Origin of the sequence: Pseudomonas donghuensis, from assembly GCF_000259195.1 — a bacterium.
In the GTDB taxonomy this organism is placed as follows: Bacteria; Pseudomonadota; Gammaproteobacteria; order Pseudomonadales; family Pseudomonadaceae; genus Aquipseudomonas; species Aquipseudomonas donghuensis.
In genome coordinates this window covers 17,176-32,259 of the sequence record NZ_JH650791.1, presented here as the reverse complement: position 1 = coordinate 32,259, position 15,084 = coordinate 17,176, and the positions used below count along the sequence as shown (strand labels likewise).

The window sequence follows — 15,084 nt, the reverse complement described above, 5'->3', positions numbered from 1 at the left end:
TGGGAGCCGGCCTTGCCGGCGATGGGCTGGACACGATCACTGATCGTCAAAATACCGCTCATGCCAATCCACCAGCGGCTGTGGCGAATTGAGCTTCTGCCCGTAGATCACCGAGTACGACAGCACGTTCTGCACGTACTGGCGCGTCTCGTCGAACGGAATCGACTCGACCCAGACATCGAAACTCAGGTGGTCGGCGCCGCGCAGCCACTGGCGCACGCGGCCCGGGCCGGCGTTGTAGGCGGCGGAGGCGAGTACCCGGTTGCCGTTGAACTGGCTGTGCACCTGGCTCAGGTAAGCGGCGCCCAGCTGGATGTTCTTGTCCGGGTTGAACACCTGCGCAGGCGAAGCCAGCGGGATGCTGAACTTGCGCGCGGTCTCCTTGGCGGTGGCCGGCATCAGTTGCATCAGGCCACTGGCGCCGACGCTTGAGCGGGCGTCGTCCATGAACGCGCTTTCCTGGCGGGTAATGGCGAACACCCAGCTCGAATGCAGCCCACGTACCTTGGCTTCACGCACCAGGGTGTCGCGGTGGGCCATCGGGAAGCGGATGTCCAGGTCGTCCCAGTACTTGGCCTGGCTGATGGTGCGAATGGCCGGGAAGTACCAGCGCATGTCGTAGGCCAGCTTGGCCTGGGCGACCATCTCGTCACGGTTGAAGTGGCGGCTGACGTGGTACCACTCGCGACGCCCGTCGACAATCTGGCCGCGGGCGTGGAATTCCAGTGCGCGCTTGACCCCCGGGGTGTTGCGGACCTTGTTGACCACCTGCTGGCTCAGCACCAGCGGCTTGTTGTTCAACTGGTAAGGCGTTTGCGAGCGGTCGGCGGCCAGGAAGCCGTAGAAGTCACGCTCGCGAGCCACGGTTTTGTACAGCAGCGGGATTTGCGGGTCCTTCGGCTGTGCCAGCTCCAGGCTGCGCGCCTGCCAGTAGCGCCAGCGGTTGCTGCTGGCCAGGTCTTGCGGCAGGCGCTTGGTCAGCGCGTAGGCATCTTCCCAGCGGCCCAGGCGCAGCAGCAGGCGCAGGCGCCACTCGGTGACGGTGTTGTCGCGCAGCTCCGGATCGTAGCGGGTCATCAGGTCCAGGGCGCGCGGGTCGTAGCGGCGGGCCAGGGTCAGGCCGATCTCGCGGGCGATGGCAACTTTCTCGTCGCGGGAGAAATGCATGCGGCTGGCGTAGTCATCGAGCAGGTTCATGGCCCGCTCCGGGTCCTGGCGGGCCAGGCGGCGCAGGCCCAGGCTGACCACGTCGGACATCGCCTCGTTGACCGGGGTGAAGCGCCCGGGCTGGTTGAGCAGTTCGGGCTTTTGCGCCACGTCGATCAGCAGGCGGCCTTGCGGCGCCAGGGTGTTGAGGCTTTTGACCAGGGTATTGGCCAGCGCATAATTGCGGGTTTGTGCCGCCAGCTTGGCGCGCTCCCAGCGTTTTTGCTCGGTCAACTGGCCTTCGGCGGCCCAGCGCTCGAACAGGGCGTCGCAGGCCGCGGGTTGCGACTTGCCGACCAGCCAGAGTTTTTCTGCGCTGGCAAAGCCTTCGGCGCGCTGGCCATGGCTGAGCTGGTACTGGCCATTGAGGCAGTCCAGTTCAGTGAAATTGAGTTTCGGATCGTAGTACTTGGTAAACGTCGCCCAGTCACCACGCTCGGCCAGCCAGCGCAACCAGCGCAGCTTCATCCAGTTGGCCTGGGGCAGGTCGCCGTGGGCGCCGAGGAATTTCTCGATTTCGGCGTTGCTGGCGGTTTTCAGCCGGGCGGTCAGCTCGTCGTAGGCCAGGTAAGGCGTCAACGGGTAGTCGCGCAGGGCATCGGCATAGCGCAGGTAGGGCCCCTTGTCACCCTTGGCCAGGGCGCGTTTGGCTTCATCGTAATATTGACGTTGCTGGGTGATGTCGGTCGCCTGGGCGACACCCACCGCCGAGGCAGTGAGAAGCAGGCTGGATACGAGGTGGAGCAGGCGGCTGCGCATGAGACTTCCGGGCAGTTTGACCATGAAAAGTGACGGCGAAGCCAGCACTGTTGGAGTTGCATTGCCTTAGCTTAGCCGGTTGCCGCAGGCGGATGAAAGCATTGTGCTTGTATCTGCTTGTAAAGAAGCGGCCTGTCGTCGGAAGGTACTGAAGGACGCGCTGCTTAATGTGAAGCCGGCCCAAGTCGGGTAGAATGCGCGCCCGGTTTTTGGAGAAGATCATGACCCTGCTCAAATTAAGCGATGTGTCCCTTGCGTTCGGCGCCACGCCGTTGTTGGACAAGGTGTCCTGGCAGATCGCCCGTGGTGAGCGGGTGTGCATCATCGGCCGCAACGGCACAGGCAAGTCGAGCATGCTGCGCCTGGTCAAGGGCGATCAGAAGCCTGATGAAGGCGATGTCTGGCGTGCCCCGGGCCTGAAGATCGGCGAGCTGCCGCAAGAGTTGCCGGTGGCCGACGGCCGTACCGTGTTCGACGTGGTCGCCGAAGGCCTCGATGGCGTCGGCGCCTTGCTGGCTGAGTACCACCACCTGAGCCAGAACATCCACAGCGATGCCGACCTGGAAAAGCTCATGCACGTCCAGCACGACCTCGAGTCGCGCGATGGCTGGCGCCTGCAGCAACTGGTCGACAGCACCCTGAGCCGCCTGCAACTGCCGGCCGACAAGACCCTGGCCGAGCTCTCCGGTGGCTGGCGCCGCCGTGTGCTGCTGGCCCAGGCGCTGGTGTCCGAGCCCGACCTGCTGTTGCTCGACGAGCCGACCAACCACCTGGACATCGGTGCCATTGCCTGGCTTGAAGATGCCCTCAGCGGGTTCGGCGGTGCCGTGCTGTTCATCACCCACGACCGTTCCTTCCTGCAGAACCTGGCCACGCGCATCCTCGAACTGGATCGTGGCGGCCTGATCGACTGGAACGGCGACTACGCCAGCTTCCTGGTACACAAGGAAGCGGCACTGGCGGCCGAAGAAACCGCCAACGCGCTGTTCGACAAGAAGCTGGCCCAGGAAGAAGTGTGGATCCGCCAGGGTATCAAGGCCCGGCGTACCCGCAACGAAGGCCGTGTGCGCGCCCTCAAGGCCCTGCGCGTCGAGCGCAGCGAGCGTCGCGAGCGTCAGGGCAAGGCCAACATCCAGCTGGATGTCGCGGAGAAGTCCGGCAAGCAGGTGATGGTCCTGGAGAACGTCAGCTTCAACCATCCGGGTGGCCCGCAGCTGGTCAAGGACTTCTCCATGGTCCTGCAGCGCGAAGACCGTATCGGCCTGCTTGGCGCCAACGGTACCGGCAAGACCACCTTGCTCAAGCTGATGCTCGGTGATCTTGAGCCCACCAGCGGCAAGGTCGAGTCCGGCACCCGCCTGGAAGTGGCCTATTTCGACCAGCTGCGCCATCAGCTGGACCTGGAAAAGACCGTGATCGACAACCTCGCCGAAGGTCGCGACTTCATCGATATCGATGGCCAGAGCCGTCACGTGTTGAGCTACCTGGGCGACTTCCTGTTCAGCCCGCAGCGCGCCCGGACCCCGGTCAAGGCCCTGTCCGGTGGCGAGCGTGCGCGCCTGCTGCTGGCCAAGCTGTTCAGCAAGCCGGCCAACCTGCTGGTGCTCGACGAACCGACCAACGACCTCGACGTCGAGACCCTCGAGCTGCTCGAAGAAGTGCTGTCGGCGTTCAAGGGCACCGTGCTGATGGTCAGCCACGACCGGGCCTTCCTCGACAACGTGGTGACCAGCACCCTGGTGTTCGAAGGCGAGGGCAAGGTGCGCGAGTACGTCGGTGGTTACCAGGACTGGATCCGCCAGGGCGGTTCGCCGAAGTTGCTCGGGGTTACCGAGAGCAAGTCGGGCAAGTCCGAACTCAACACCGCTGTGGTCGAGAGCGTGGCGCCTGCGCCGATAGCGGCGCCAGTGGCTGAAACGGCAAAGAAAAAGCTCAGCTACAAGCTGCAACGCGAGCTGGAAGCCTTGCCGGGCCAGATCGATGTGCTGGAGCAGAAGATGGCGGCGGTGCAGGAAGAGATTTCTGCCCCGGCCTTCTACCAGCGCCCGATCGAGCAGACCAGTGCGGTACTGGCGAGCCTGGAGAAGATGCAGGCCGAGCTGGATGTGCTGGTCGAGCGCTGGGCCGAACTCGACAGCTGAAGGGCAGGGCCCGGCGCATGAGCCTGCGCCGGGCCCACCCGGGTGTTACTCGGCTTTTTTCTGCAGGCGTACCGCGAGCACATCGCAGGGTGCGCCGTGCAGCACGTCGTTGGCGGTAGAACCCAGCAGCAGGGCCAGGCCGTGGCGGCCATGGCTGCCGACCACGATCAGGTCGCACTTCTGGTCCTTGGCCAGTTGGTGGATCTCCTGGCGCGGCTGGCCGTAGGTCAGGTGCGAATCACCGCGGTTGATGCCCGGGTACTTGTTGAACAGACGATCCATGCGCTCCTTGGCCTGGTCGAACTGTTGCTGTTGCAGCTGGGACAGGTCCATCGGCACGTCGCCGCCAAAGGCCATGGCCATGGGCTCGACGATATGTACCAGGGAAACCTTGGTCTGTGTCGGCTCGGCCAGTGTCATGGCGCGCTTGATGACCGGATCGCATTCTTCGGTCAGGTCGACGGCAACCAGTATGTGTTCGTAGGGCATGAGAAGCTCTCCTGACAGTCGCGATAGGTAAAGTATGGTCGGTTTCAGGCTGATCGCTTCGAATCACGGCTAACCAGCTCATTTGCAACGCTTTGTGGGAACAACTGATATGACGGTCTGGGTAGTGGTGTCAATCCTTGCGCTGATTCTCAGCCCTTTGGCCTGGCTGCGTCCTTCGCGCAAGCAAAGCGGCCAGATGGCCCTGCGCATGGAAGCCCGGCGCATGGGCCTGGCCATGCAACTGGCGCCCCAGGAGTGGCCGCACTGGCTGCCCAAGGAGCCGCCCAGCCCATGCGCACAGTACCTGCGGCCACGACGCCAGGGCCGTAGCGACAGCTGGTGCTACTGGCAGACCACCCCCGGCGTGTGGCTCAACCAGTGGCGCGAGCCTTGCGCCGATGCCGCGCATGCCGAGCAGTTGGCGCGCTTGCCGGAGAGTGTCTACAAAGTCGAGGCGGGCCCGCAGATGGTTGCCTTGTACTGGGGTGAGCGCGGTGAAACGGCTGTATTGCAGGATATTGCCGCAGTGCTCAACGCCCTGGCCTGATCGCTATCAATAAAAAGCCCGATGCACAGATCGGGCGGACAGGCCAGGCAGGCCGGTGTAATGTTTCAGTCCCTTGCAGTGTAGCCATCCAGCGGCAATTTGCTGCCTACTCCCTCTCTTGTTTCGCGTTGATCGATGATCAGCGCGTGTAAGCCATTGACCACTATCGCAGCGCTGAATGGCGTGCCATCAGCAGAGCGGCCGTTTGCCCCCTGTCAGCAGAAAATGACCGGAAAGTCGCGTTTTCACGGTGCTTTTGGGTATTTGACAACGGCGATCTTTTCGTTGAATGTGTGCATACCCAAATCAAACGGGCGTATGAATTGAGCGTTTGTATTGTCAGACGGCTCTTACAGAATCCCGACTATCGCGCTGGCGGGTGTGCCTGGAGCAAGGGTTCGGCAACAACGGCCAATGGCCGGCCGGATCTTTCACCAGCGATCGGCGTGTACAGTTCAGCTTCCATATCGTGGAGATCAGTTGATGATTTACGAAGGTAAAGCCATCACGGTTAAGGCTCTTGAAAGCGGCATCGTCGAACTGAAGTTCGACCTCAAGGGTGAGTCCGTCAACAAGTTCAACCGTCTTACCCTGAACGAATTGCGTCAGGCCGTAGACACCATCAAAGCCGACGCATCGATCAAAGGCGTGATTGTCAGCAGTGGCAAGGACGTATTCATCGTCGGCGCGGACATCACCGAGTTTGTCGATAACTTCAAGTTGCCCGAGGCCGAACTGGTCGCCGGCAACCTGGAAGCCAACCGGATTTTCAGCGATTTCGAAGACCTGGCCGTGCCGACCGTTGCCGCAATCAATGGCATCGCCCTGGGCGGCGGTCTGGAAATGTGCCTGGCTGCCGACTACCGCGTCATGGCCACCAGCGCCAAGATCGGCCTGCCGGAAGTCAAGCTGGGCATCTACCCGGGCTTCGGCGGTACCGTGCGCCTGCCGCGTATCATCGGTGCCGACAACGCCATCGAGTGGATTGCCGCCGGCAAGGAAAACCGTGCTGAAGACGCGCTGAAAGTCGGCGCCGTCGATGCCGTGGTAACCCCTGAGCTGCTGCAGGCTGCGGCCCTTGACCTGATCAAGCGCGCCATCAGCGGCGAGCTCGACCACAAGGCCAAGCGCCAGCCAAAACTGGAAAAACTCAAGCTCAACGCCATCGAGCAGATGATGTCGTTCGAAACCGCCAAGGGTTTCGTCGCCGGTCAAGCTGGCCCGAACTACCCGGCGCCGGTCGAAGCGATCAAGAGCATCCAGAAGGCCGCCAACTTCGGTCGTGACAAGGCCCTGGAAGTCGAAGCCGCAGGCTTCGTCAAACTGGCCAAGACCTCGGTTGCCGAGAGCCTGATCGGCCTGTTCCTCAACGACCAGGAACTCAAGCGCAAAGCCAAGGCCCACGACGAAATCGCGCGCGACGTGAAGCAGGCTGCCGTGCTCGGCGCCGGCATCATGGGGGGCGGCATCGCCTACCAGTCGGCGGTCAAGGGCACCCCGATCCTGATGAAGGACATCAACGAAAGCGCCATCCAGCTGGGCCTGAACGAAGCCTCCAAGCTGCTCGGCAAGCGCGTTGAAAAAGGCCGCCTGACCCCGGCGAAAATGGCCGAAGCGCTGAACGCGATTCGCCCGACCCTGTCCTACGGCGATTTTGGCAACGTCGACATCGTCGTCGAAGCCGTGGTCGAGAACCCGAAGGTCAAGCAAGCAGTGCTGGCTGAAGTGGAAGGCCAGGTCAAGGAAGACGCGATCCTGGCGTCCAACACCTCGACCATTTCCATCAACCTGCTGGCCAAGGCCCTCAAGCGTCCGGAAAACTTCGTCGGCATGCACTTCTTCAACCCGGTGCACATGATGCCGCTGGTTGAAGTCATCCGTGGCGAGAAGTCCAGCGAAGTGGCGGTTGCCACCACCGTGGCCTACGCCAAGAAGATGGGCAAGAACCCGATCGTGGTCAACGACTGCCCGGGCTTCCTGGTCAACCGCGTACTGTTCCCGTACTTCGGCGGTTTCGCCAAGCTGGTCAGCGCCGGTGTCGACTTCGTGCGCATCGACAAGATCATGGAAAAATTCGGCTGGCCAATGGGCCCGGCCTACCTGATGGACGTGGTCGGTATCGACACCGGCCACCACGGCCGTGACGTCATGGCCGAAGGCTTCCCGGACCGCATGAAGGACGACCGTCGTTCGGCCATCGACGTGCTCTACGAAGCCAAGCGCCTGGGCCAGAAGAACGGCAAGGGCTTCTACGCCTACGAGACCGACAAGCGCGGCAAGCCGAAGAAAGTCGCTGACGCGGCAGTCCTCGACGTGCTCAAGCCGATCGTTTACGAGCAACGTGAAGTCAGCGACGAAGACATCATCAACTGGATGATGATCCCGCTGTGCCTGGAAACCGTTCGCTGCCTGGAAGACGGTATCGTCGACACCGCCGCCGAAGCCGACATGGGCCTGGTCTACGGTATTGGTTTCCCTCCTTTCCGTGGCGGCGCGCTGCGTTACATCGACTCGATCGGTGTAGCCGAATTCGTTGCCCTGGCCGACAAATACGCCGATCTGGGTCCGCTGTATCACCCCACCGCGAAGCTGCGTGAAATGGCCAAGAACGGCCAGAGCTTCTTCGGTTAAGCGCCCAACGATATAGAGCGAGAGTGAATATATGAGCCTGAATCCAAGAGACGTGGTGATTGTCGACTTCGGTCGCACCCCGATGGGCCGCTCCAAGGGTGGCATGCATCGCAATACCCGCGCCGAAGACATGTCCGCGCACCTGATCAGCAAGCTGCTGGAGCGCAACGCCAAGGTCGATCCGAGCGAAGTCGAGGACGTCATCTGGGGCTGCGTCAACCAGACCCTGGAGCAGGGCTGGAACATCGCCCGCATGGCCTCCTTGATGACCCAGATCCCGCACACCGCTGCCGGCCAGACCGTCAGCCGCCTGTGCGGCTCGTCGATGAGCGCGCTGCACACCGCGGCGCAGGCGATCATGACCGGCAACGGTGATGTCTTCGTCGTCGGTGGTGTCGAGCACATGGGCCACGTCAGCATGATGCACGGTGTCGACCCCAACCCGCACATGTCGCTGTACGCCGCCAAGGCCTCGGGCATGATGGGCCTGACCGCCGAAATGCTTGGCAAGATGCACGGCATCAGCCGTGAGCAGCAGGACCTGTTCGGCCTGCGTTCGCACCAGCTCGCCCACAAGGCGACGGTCGAAGGCAAGTTCAAGGATGAAATCATCCCGATGCAGGGCTACGACGAGAACGGTTTCCTCAAGGTCTTCGACTACGACGAAACCATTCGCCCGGACACCACCCTGGAAAGCCTGGCGGCCCTCAAGCCTGCTTTCAACCCCAAAGGTGGTACCGTGACCGCCGGCACCTCGTCGCAGATCACCGACGGCGCCTCGTGCATGATCGTCATGTCGGCCCAGCGTGCCCAGGACCTCGGTATCCAGCCTCTGGCGGTGATCCGTTCCATGGCCGTGGCCGGTGTCGACCCGGCAATCATGGGCTACGGTCCGGTTCCGGCGACCCAGAAAGCCCTCAAGCGTGCGGGCTTGTCCATCGCCGATATCGACTTCTTCGAGCTCAACGAAGCCTTCGCCGCACAGGCCCTGCCAGTGCTGAAGGATCTGAAAGTGCTCGACAAGATGGATGAGAAGGTTAACCTGCACGGCGGCGCCATCGCCCTGGGCCATCCTTTCGGTTGCTCCGGTGCGCGGATTTCCGGCACTCTGCTCAACGTCATGAAGCAGAATGGCGGGACCCTCGGCGTTTCGACCATGTGCGTCGGCCTGGGCCAAGGCATCACCACCATCTTCGAACGCGTTTAAGCGTTAGGCGGGTGGAAACCGGGGCCTGGTGCCCCGGTTTTTGTTTTTGCAGGAATTTTTTTTCAAGAGGGTGAGCAACATGCAGATACAACCAGGCGTATACCGGCATTACAAGGGGCCTGAGTATCGTGTGTTCGGCACCGCGCGCCATTCCGAAACCGAGGAGTGGGTGGTGTTCTACCAGGCGCTGTACGGTGAATTCGGCCTGTGGGTGCGACCGCTTTCGATGTTCCTCGAGTCGGTCGAGGTTGACGGCGAGCAAGTGCCGCGCTTTGCTTTGGTCAAGGCTGAAACCGAGCTGTTTTCCCGGCCCGATGCCGAGGGTGGCTAGAGCCCCGCGCTTGACCTCACTCTGTTGCCACTATATATAGCGGTGCCGCGTCAGGTACCTGCCGTGTTTTTATTTTCAGTATTCAGGAATTTTCCGATCCATGGGCAAATCGCTGGTCATTGTGGAATCCCCGGCTAAGGCCAAGACCATCAACAAGTACCTGGGCAGCCAGTACGTGGTGAAGTCGAGTATCGGCCATATCCGAGACCTGCCCACCAGCGGTTCGGCCAGCGCCAGCAAGGAGCCTGCCGCCAAGCGCGGCAAGGCCGCCGCAGGCGAAGCGCCGGCCCTGTCGCCAAAAGAGAAGGCGCGCAAGCAGTTGGTCGCACGCATGGGCGTCGACCCTGACCACGGCTGGAAAGCCAAATACGAGATTCTCCCGGGCAAGGAGAAGGTCATCGACGAACTGCGTCGCCTGGCCAAAGATGCCGACACCATCTATCTCGCAACCGACTTGGATCGCGAGGGGGAAGCCATTGCCTGGCACCTGCGCGAAGCCATCGGTGGTGATGACAGCCGCTACAAGCGCGTGGTGTTCAACGAAATCACCAAGAAAGCCATCCAGGAAGCGTTCTCGCAGCCTGGCGAGCTGGATATCGACCGGGTCAACGCCCAGCAGGCGCGACGCTTCCTCGATCGCGTGGTGGGCTACATGGTTTCGCCACTGCTGTGGGCCAAGATCGCCCGCGGCCTGTCCGCCGGCCGCGTGCAGTCGGTGGCGGTGAAGCTGGTGGTCGAGCGTGAGCGCGAGATCCGTGCCTTCATCCCTGAAGAGTACTGGGAAGTGCACGCCGACCTGGGTACCGCCAAGGACGCCAAGGTGCGTTTCGAAGTGGCCCGCGAGAACGGCGAAGCCTTCAAGCCGCTCAACGAAGCCCAGGCCATGGCAGCGCTGGCGCAGCTCAAGTCCTCCAGCTACACCGTGGCCAAGCGTGAAGACCGCCCGACCAGCAGCAAGCCGTCGGCGCCGTTCATCACCTCGACCCTGCAGCAGGCCGCGAGCAACCGCCTGGGCTTCGGCGTGAAGAAAACCATGATGATGGCCCAGCGTCTGTACGAAGCCGGCTACATCACCTATATGCGTACCGACTCGACCAACCTCTCGGTCGATGCGGTGGAAATGGCTCGCAGCTACATCGAAAGCGAGTTCGGCAAGAAGTACCTGCCCGAAGCGCCGATCGTCTACGGCAGCAAAGAGGGTGCCCAGGAAGCGCACGAAGCGATTCGTCCATCCGACGTCAACACCCATCCGACCAAGCTCAGTGGCATGGAGCGCGATGCCGAGCGTCTGTACGAGCTGATCTGGCGCCAGTTCCTGGCCTGCCAGATGCCACCGGCGCAGTACCTGTCGACCACCGTCAGCGTCACCGCAGGCAACTTCGAGCTGCGCGCCAAGGGCCGCATCCTCAAGTTCGACGGTTACACCCGGGTATTGCCGCAACAGAGCAAGCCGGGCGATGACGATGTGCTGCCGGAAATGAACCAGGGCGAAGTACTCAAGCTGATCCAGCTCGACCCGAGCCAGCACTTCACCAAGCCGCCGGCGCGTTACTCCGAAGCCAGCCTGGTCAAGGAGATGGAAAAGCGCGGTATCGGTCGTCCTTCGACTTATGCTGCGATCATCTCGACCATCCAGGATCGCGGTTACGTGACCCTGCACAACCGCCGCTTCTACTCCGAGAAGATGGGCGACATCGTCACCGAGCGCCTGTCCGAGAGCTTCTCCAACCTGATGGACTACGGCTTCACCGCCGGCATGGAAGAGAACCTCGATGACGTGGCCCAGGGCGAGCGCGACTGGAAAAACGTGCTGGACGAGTTCTACGGCGACTTCAGCAACAAGCTGAAGCTGGCCGAAGACGGCGAGAAGGGCATGCGTGCCAACCAGCCGACCCTGACCAACATTGCCTGCAAGGAATGTGGCCGGCCGATGATGATCCGCACCGCCTCCACCGGCGTGTTCCTCGGCTGCTCGGGCTACAGCCTGCCGCCCAAAGAGCGTTGCAAGGCCACCGTCAACCTGGTCCCGGGCGATGAAATCGCCGCCGACGATGAGGGTGAATCGGAATCGCGCGTGCTGCTCAACAAGCACCGCTGCCCGATCTGCTCGACGGCCATGGATGCTTACCTGCTCGATGAGAAGCGCAAGCTGCACATCTGCGGTAACAACCCCGATTGCACCGGCTACGAGATCGAAGAAGGCAACTACCGCATCAAGGGCTACGAAGGGCCGAGCCTTGAGTGCGACAAGTGCGGTAGCGAGATGCAGCTCAAGACTGGCCGTTTCGGCAAGTTCTTCGGTTGCACCAACGCCGAATGCAAGAACACCCGCAAGCTGCTCAAGAGTGGCGAGGCGGCGCCGCCGAAGATGGATGCGGTGAAGATGCCGGAGCTCAAGTGCGAGAAGGTCAACGATACCTACGTGCTGCGTGACGGTGCTTCGGGGCTGTTCCTGGCTGCCAGCCAGTTCCCGAAAAACCGCGAGACCCGTGCACCCCTGGTGATCGAGATCATCCCGCACAAGGATGAGATCGATCCGAAGTATCACTTCCTCTGCGAGGCGCCGAAGAAGGACCCGGACGGTCGCCCGGCGGTCATCCGCTACAGCCGCAAGACCAAGGAGCAGTACGTGCAGACCGAGGTCGACGGCAAGCCGACCGGCTGGCGTGCGTTCTATGACGGCAATGCCTGGAAGGTCGAAGACAAGCGCTGATCGCCAGGTCAGGTAAAAATCGCGGGGCAAGCCCGCTCCCACAGTGATCCCTGTGGGAGCAGGCTTGCCCCGCGATGCTTTTCAGGCCTGCAATGGTGTAAATTCACAGACCGCCTTGCAGCCTTTCGGAGGGCACCCAGATGGCCCAGGAACTCTACACCCGTACCAACCAGAAGATTTACTTCGCAGGCCTGGCCCTCGAAGCCCTTGGCAAGGCGCAGGAAAGCCGGGCCATGAATGCCCAGGCGCTGATCCAGGCCGAGCGTGAGTCGGCGCTGTTTCACCTGTACGGCGCGCTGCTGGGCTTGTGTCACGAGATTGCCGGGTTTTATCGTTTGCCCCAGGCCGGCGCACCCCGTGCCGAGCTGTTGCTGACCCGCGAAGTGCTCGAGGCTGTGGCCATCCCAGAGATGGCCGAACTGGTTGAGCTGGCCGAACAGCGCGAAACCTGGCTGGCGCAATTGCTAAGTGCTTATGCCGATTTGTTCCGACCGCCGGTCGCGAAAAAAGCGCCAAAAACCGACGTTACCCAGCCGCTGATCCAGGCACTAAGCCTCGATGAACCCGAGGCGCCAGCGCTGTCGCGCGAAGAGCTGGAAAGCTGGCGGCAGAACCTCAAGGGGCTTACGGTTCGTTTTCGTGAAGGTTTGAGTGAGTGCTGATTGGGGCGGTGGCTGGTACAATGCCGGCCTTTCGCGGAGAACAGCCCCTTATGCCAACGTCCTTTCTAGAAATTGTCGAGTTGCCTGATGGCCGGATCGAGCTGCGCCGTGCCGAGGACGAGGGTTCGTTGGTAACCCTGGATTTCTCCGAGGACGCCAAAGCCTTTTTGCAAGGTCAGCACGTGGAAGTGGCCAAGGCCATGCTCAGTGTTGGCGTGCAGATGGCCGGCAAGCTGGTAGAAGGCGAGATCGAACGCGACGAAGGGCCACGGGTCCTGCACTGATCGCCTGCATGGCTTCCTCGTCCTGAGGAAGCCTGGCGAAATCAATGGTTGAAACAGACCTGAATATCAGCCGAGGCGGATGTTCAGGCTTTGTGCGTCTCCAGCGCGAGCCGCATTGCTCAGTTGCTGGCGGGCGCTGCTGCTGACGGTGTTGAGCCAGCTGACCACGGTGTGGCTGCGGCCCAGGCGCAGGGCATCGCAGGCCAGTTGCAAGGCACTCTGGTTGCCGCGCGGTTGCAACAGCAGGATGCGCTCGCGGTTCAGCCCGGCCTCGCGCAGCCAGGCCTGGGTCAGGCTGGCAGGTGGGGCGATCAGGGTCAGCCAGCGGGCGTCATGTTCTTCGCTCAACTCGCTCAGTTCACGCAGCATCGGGGCCAACAGGCTCTGGCAGCTACCCAGTGCGCCACGCAAAGACAGCTCGCTGAAAACCTGGGCCGCGCCGGGGTGGGGCGCTGGCTTGGCGCTTTTCAGTCCGGGCAGCACCGGCTGGGCCAGGAATGCTTCGAACAGTGGCAATTGTGCTTGCAGCGGTACGTTCTGTGACGCAGGGGGGAACTGCATGATGCCTCCTTTACCGGCGTATGACGCCGACGCTCAAGCCCTCGATCACCAGCTCCTGGTCTTTCAGGTTGACTTCGATTGGGGCGAATTCGGGGTTCTCGGCAATCAGCCAGACTTTGCTGCCTTCGCGCTTGAAGCGTTTGACCGTGACTTCGTCACCCAGGCGAGCAACGACGATCTGGCCGTTGCGAGCTTCGCGGCAGGTGTGCACGGCCAGCAGGTCGCCGTCGACGATGCCGACATCCTTCATGCTCATGCCGTGAACGCGCAACAGGTAGTCGGCGCGGGGATGGAAGAACGCCGGGTTGATGTTGCAGGATTCTTCGATGTGTTGCTGGGCGAGGATCGGCGCACCGGCCGCCACCCGGCCAATGATCGGCAGGCCGCTGTCGTCGGGCTTGGCTTCAAAGCCGGGGATGCGGATGCCCCGTGACGCCCCCGGGGTCATTTCGATCGCACCCTTGCGGGCCAGGGCCTTGAGGTGCTCCTCGGCGGCGTTGGGCGATTTGAAACCCAGCTCCTGGGCGATCTCTGCGCGGGTGGGCGGAAAGCCGTTGTCTTCCAGGCAGCGTTTGATAAAAGCCAGAATCTCAGCTTGGCGTGGCGTCAGTTTTAGCATGTCGATCGCTCTGTCTTTTTATACAGTGACTGGAATTATATACAGTAGGTGGCAAGCTGCAAGCGCCACGCGCCAAGAAAAGGCGGATGGGCGCTCTCGCAGCTATGGTTTAATACGTGACCGCATGGCCGCAAAGCGGCTGCGCGGACTTGACAAATCACCGCTTTGAAACGTATGTTTCAAACAAGTGTTTGTCAGGCGGAGTAGTCATGGCCCAGTCGGAAACCGTAGAACGCATTCTCGATGCTGCCGAGCAGTTGTTCGCGGAAAAAGGTTTTGCCGAAACCTCATTGCGGCTGATCACCAGCAAGGCCGGCGTCAACCTGGCGGCGGTGAACTACCACTTCGGTTCGAAGAAGGCCCTGATCCAGGCGGTGTTCTCGCGCTTCTTGGGGCCGTTCTGCGCAAGCCTTGAGCGCGAGCTGGAGCGCCGCCAGGCCCGCCCCGAGCAAAAGCCGAGCCTTGAAGAGCTGCTGGAGATGCTGGTCGAGCAGGCGCTGGTGGTGCAGCCACGCAGCGGCAATGACCTGTCGATCTTCATGCGCCTGCTGGGCCTGGCCTTCAGCCAGAGCCAGGGCCACCTGCGCCGTTACCTTGAAGACATGTACGGCAAGGTGTTTCGCCGCTACATGCTGCTGGTCAACGAAGCCGCGCCGCGCATTCCGCCAATCGAGCTGTTCTGGCGCGTGCACTTCATGCTCGGCGCCGCGGCGTTCAGCATGTCCGGGATCAAGGCCCTGCGCGCCATCGCCGAAACCGATTTCGGCATCAATACCTCGATCGAGCAGGTCATGCGCCTGATGGTGCCGTTCCTGGCCGCCGGCATGCGCGCCGACAGCGGTGTCACTGACGAAGCCATGGCTGCCGCGCAGTTGCGCCCACGCAGTAAGTCCGGCAGCACCCCGGTCGCCGCCAAGGCCTGATGCCACGGCTG

At 62.1% G+C, this 15,084-nt stretch carries 13 protein-coding genes; 9 read left to right on the top strand and 4 right to left on the bottom strand.

What is annotated here, in order from left to right; all coding sequences use genetic code 11:
* Positions 1-36 precede the first annotated feature (36 nt).
* On the bottom strand, positions 37-1,965 hold the full coding sequence (locus UW3_RS0125885; protein WP_010226999.1) for a transglycosylase SLT domain-containing protein: 1,929 nt from the start codon (positions 1,963-1,965) through the stop codon (positions 37-39).
* A gap of 221 nt (positions 1,966-2,186) precedes the next feature.
* Here UW3_RS0125885 and UW3_RS0125880 point away from each other — a divergent pair, with 221 nt between their 5' ends.
* Positions 2,187-4,106: an ATP-binding cassette domain-containing protein gene (locus UW3_RS0125880; RefSeq protein WP_010226997.1), complete on the top strand. Its 1,920-nt coding sequence runs from the start codon at positions 2,187-2,189 to the stop codon at positions 4,104-4,106.
* A 45-nt stretch (positions 4,107-4,151) separates the two neighbouring features.
* On the opposite strand, the gene UW3_RS0125875 is transcribed toward UW3_RS0125880, so the two are convergent.
* On the bottom strand, positions 4,152-4,595 hold the full coding sequence (locus UW3_RS0125875) for a universal stress protein (RefSeq protein ID WP_010226995.1): 444 nt from the start codon (positions 4,593-4,595) through the stop codon (positions 4,152-4,154).
* A gap of 109 nt (positions 4,596-4,704) precedes the next feature.
* On the opposite strand from UW3_RS0125875, the gene UW3_RS0125870 reads away from it, so the two are divergent.
* From UW3_RS0125870 to UW3_RS0125840, 7 genes are all read left to right on the top strand, one after another.
* Positions 4,705-5,142 (top strand): hypothetical protein, encoded by a 438-nt coding sequence (locus UW3_RS0125870; RefSeq protein ID WP_010226993.1) that lies wholly within the window; start codon positions 4,705-4,707, stop codon positions 5,140-5,142.
* A gap of 483 nt (positions 5,143-5,625) precedes the next feature.
* Positions 5,626-7,773, top strand: coding sequence for a fatty acid oxidation complex subunit alpha FadB (fadB, locus tag UW3_RS0125865; RefSeq protein ID WP_010226991.1), 2,148 nt, complete (start codon positions 5,626-5,628; stop codon positions 7,771-7,773).
* 31 nt (positions 7,774-7,804) lie between these two features.
* Positions 7,805-8,980: an acetyl-CoA C-acyltransferase FadA gene (fadA, locus tag UW3_RS0125860; RefSeq protein ID WP_010226989.1), complete on the top strand. Its 1,176-nt coding sequence runs from the start codon at positions 7,805-7,807 to the stop codon at positions 8,978-8,980.
* Between the two features lie 79 nt (positions 8,981-9,059).
* Positions 9,060-9,311: a DUF1653 domain-containing protein gene (locus UW3_RS0125855; RefSeq protein WP_010226982.1), complete on the top strand. Its 252-nt coding sequence runs from the start codon at positions 9,060-9,062 to the stop codon at positions 9,309-9,311.
* 100 nt (positions 9,312-9,411) lie between these two features.
* Entirely contained in the window at positions 9,412-12,024 is a 2,613-nt protein-coding gene (gene topA / locus UW3_RS0125850; RefSeq protein WP_010226976.1) for a type I DNA topoisomerase, read from the top strand.
* A 140-nt stretch (positions 12,025-12,164) separates the two neighbouring features.
* On the top strand, positions 12,165-12,686 hold the full coding sequence (locus UW3_RS0125845; RefSeq protein ID WP_010226974.1) for a DUF6586 family protein: 522 nt from the start codon (positions 12,165-12,167) through the stop codon (positions 12,684-12,686).
* 50 nt (positions 12,687-12,736) lie between these two features.
* Positions 12,737-12,970 carry a hypothetical protein gene (locus tag UW3_RS0125840; protein WP_010226971.1) on the top strand — a complete coding sequence of 78 codons (234 nt, stop codon included), beginning with the start codon at positions 12,737-12,739 and terminating at the stop codon, positions 12,968-12,970.
* Positions 12,971-13,036: 66 nt separating this feature from the next.
* On the opposite strand, the gene sulA is transcribed toward UW3_RS0125840, so the two are convergent.
* Together sulA and lexA are read right to left on the bottom strand one after the other, a co-directional pair.
* Positions 13,037-13,531 (bottom strand): SOS-induced cell division inhibitor SulA, encoded by a 495-nt coding sequence (gene sulA, locus UW3_RS0125835; protein WP_010226969.1) that lies wholly within the window; start codon positions 13,529-13,531, stop codon positions 13,037-13,039.
* A 10-nt stretch (positions 13,532-13,541) separates the two neighbouring features.
* Complete coding sequence (gene lexA, locus UW3_RS0125830) at positions 13,542-14,150, bottom strand: transcriptional repressor LexA (protein WP_010226967.1); 609 nt, start codon at positions 14,148-14,150, stop codon at positions 13,542-13,544.
* Positions 14,151-14,359: 209 nt separating this feature from the next.
* Between lexA and UW3_RS0125825 the strand changes: the two genes are divergently transcribed.
* Positions 14,360-15,073: a TetR/AcrR family transcriptional regulator gene (locus UW3_RS0125825; RefSeq protein WP_010226965.1), complete on the top strand. Its 714-nt coding sequence runs from the start codon at positions 14,360-14,362 to the stop codon at positions 15,071-15,073.
* Positions 15,074-15,084: the final 11 nt, after the last annotated feature.

What these genes read in the sequence shown, in the direction of transcription:
- UW3_RS0125870 (WP_010226993.1), top strand. Translation starts at nt 4,705, where the DNA reads ATGACGGTCTGGGTAGTGGTGTCAATCCTTGCGCTGATTCTCAGCCCT.
- UW3_RS0125855 (WP_010226982.1), top strand. Translation starts at nt 9,060, where the DNA reads ATGCAGATACAACCAGGCGTATACCGGCATTACAAGGGGCCTGAGTAT.
- sulA (WP_010226969.1), bottom strand. Translation starts at nt 13,531, where the DNA reads ATGCAGTTCCCCCCTGCGTCACAGAACGTACCGCTGCAAGCACAATTG.
- fadB (WP_010226991.1), top strand. Translation starts at nt 5,626, where the DNA reads ATGATTTACGAAGGTAAAGCCATCACGGTTAAGGCTCTTGAAAGCGGC.
- fadA (WP_010226989.1), top strand. Translation starts at nt 7,805, where the DNA reads ATGAGCCTGAATCCAAGAGACGTGGTGATTGTCGACTTCGGTCGCACC.
- UW3_RS0125825 (WP_010226965.1), top strand. Translation starts at nt 14,360, where the DNA reads ATGGCCCAGTCGGAAACCGTAGAACGCATTCTCGATGCTGCCGAGCAG.
- lexA (WP_010226967.1), bottom strand. Translation starts at nt 14,150, where the DNA reads ATGCTAAAACTGACGCCACGCCAAGCTGAGATTCTGGCTTTTATCAAA.
- UW3_RS0125885 (WP_010226999.1), bottom strand. Translation starts at nt 1,965, where the DNA reads ATGCGCAGCCGCCTGCTCCACCTCGTATCCAGCCTGCTTCTCACTGCC.
- UW3_RS0125880 (WP_010226997.1), top strand. Translation starts at nt 2,187, where the DNA reads ATGACCCTGCTCAAATTAAGCGATGTGTCCCTTGCGTTCGGCGCCACG.
- UW3_RS0125845 (WP_010226974.1), top strand. Translation starts at nt 12,165, where the DNA reads ATGGCCCAGGAACTCTACACCCGTACCAACCAGAAGATTTACTTCGCA.
- UW3_RS0125875 (WP_010226995.1), bottom strand. Translation starts at nt 4,595, where the DNA reads ATGCCCTACGAACACATACTGGTTGCCGTCGACCTGACCGAAGAATGC.
- UW3_RS0125840 (WP_010226971.1), top strand. Translation starts at nt 12,737, where the DNA reads ATGCCAACGTCCTTTCTAGAAATTGTCGAGTTGCCTGATGGCCGGATC.
- topA (WP_010226976.1), top strand. Translation starts at nt 9,412, where the DNA reads ATGGGCAAATCGCTGGTCATTGTGGAATCCCCGGCTAAGGCCAAGACC.